Raw genomic sequence first — 278 nt, 5'->3', positions numbered from 1 at the left:
ATAGAACAAAAATTCTGTGTTTTCGAGAGTAATCGAAAGCGCTAATATTGGATTCGTTCACGAACGAGAGGAGGCTGTGATGAAATCTCCAATGATCGGGATCGCACTGGCAATCTTTCCGCTGACTGTGACCGCTCAGGAGCCAGTATCCGCAACCCAGAGATATCAACGCTCCGTCTCCACGGGCACGGCAGCGCGGGCGGATCAGGCGCCTCCAAACGTGCTGCTATCAGCAGTTGCTGCCAGGCCGTATTCTTTTGACGACGGGGGAAGTATCG

The 278-nt window shown here is 53.2% G+C and carries 1 protein-coding gene; it reads left to right on the top strand.

The window, feature by feature from the left end; translation table 11 throughout:
- Nucleotides 1-79: 79 nt before the first annotated feature.
- On the top strand, nucleotides 80-278 hold a 199-nt coding region (locus CVH10_RS26790), incomplete at its 3' end, for a hypothetical protein (RefSeq protein ID WP_219924877.1).

This window comes from Halomonas sp. ND22Bw (assembly GCF_003011945.1).
Lineage (GTDB): Bacteria > Pseudomonadota > Gammaproteobacteria > Pseudomonadales > Halomonadaceae > Halomonas > Halomonas halophila.
The sequence above is the reverse complement of the archived record's forward strand: the minus strand, read 5'-3'. Positions and strand labels throughout refer to the sequence as shown.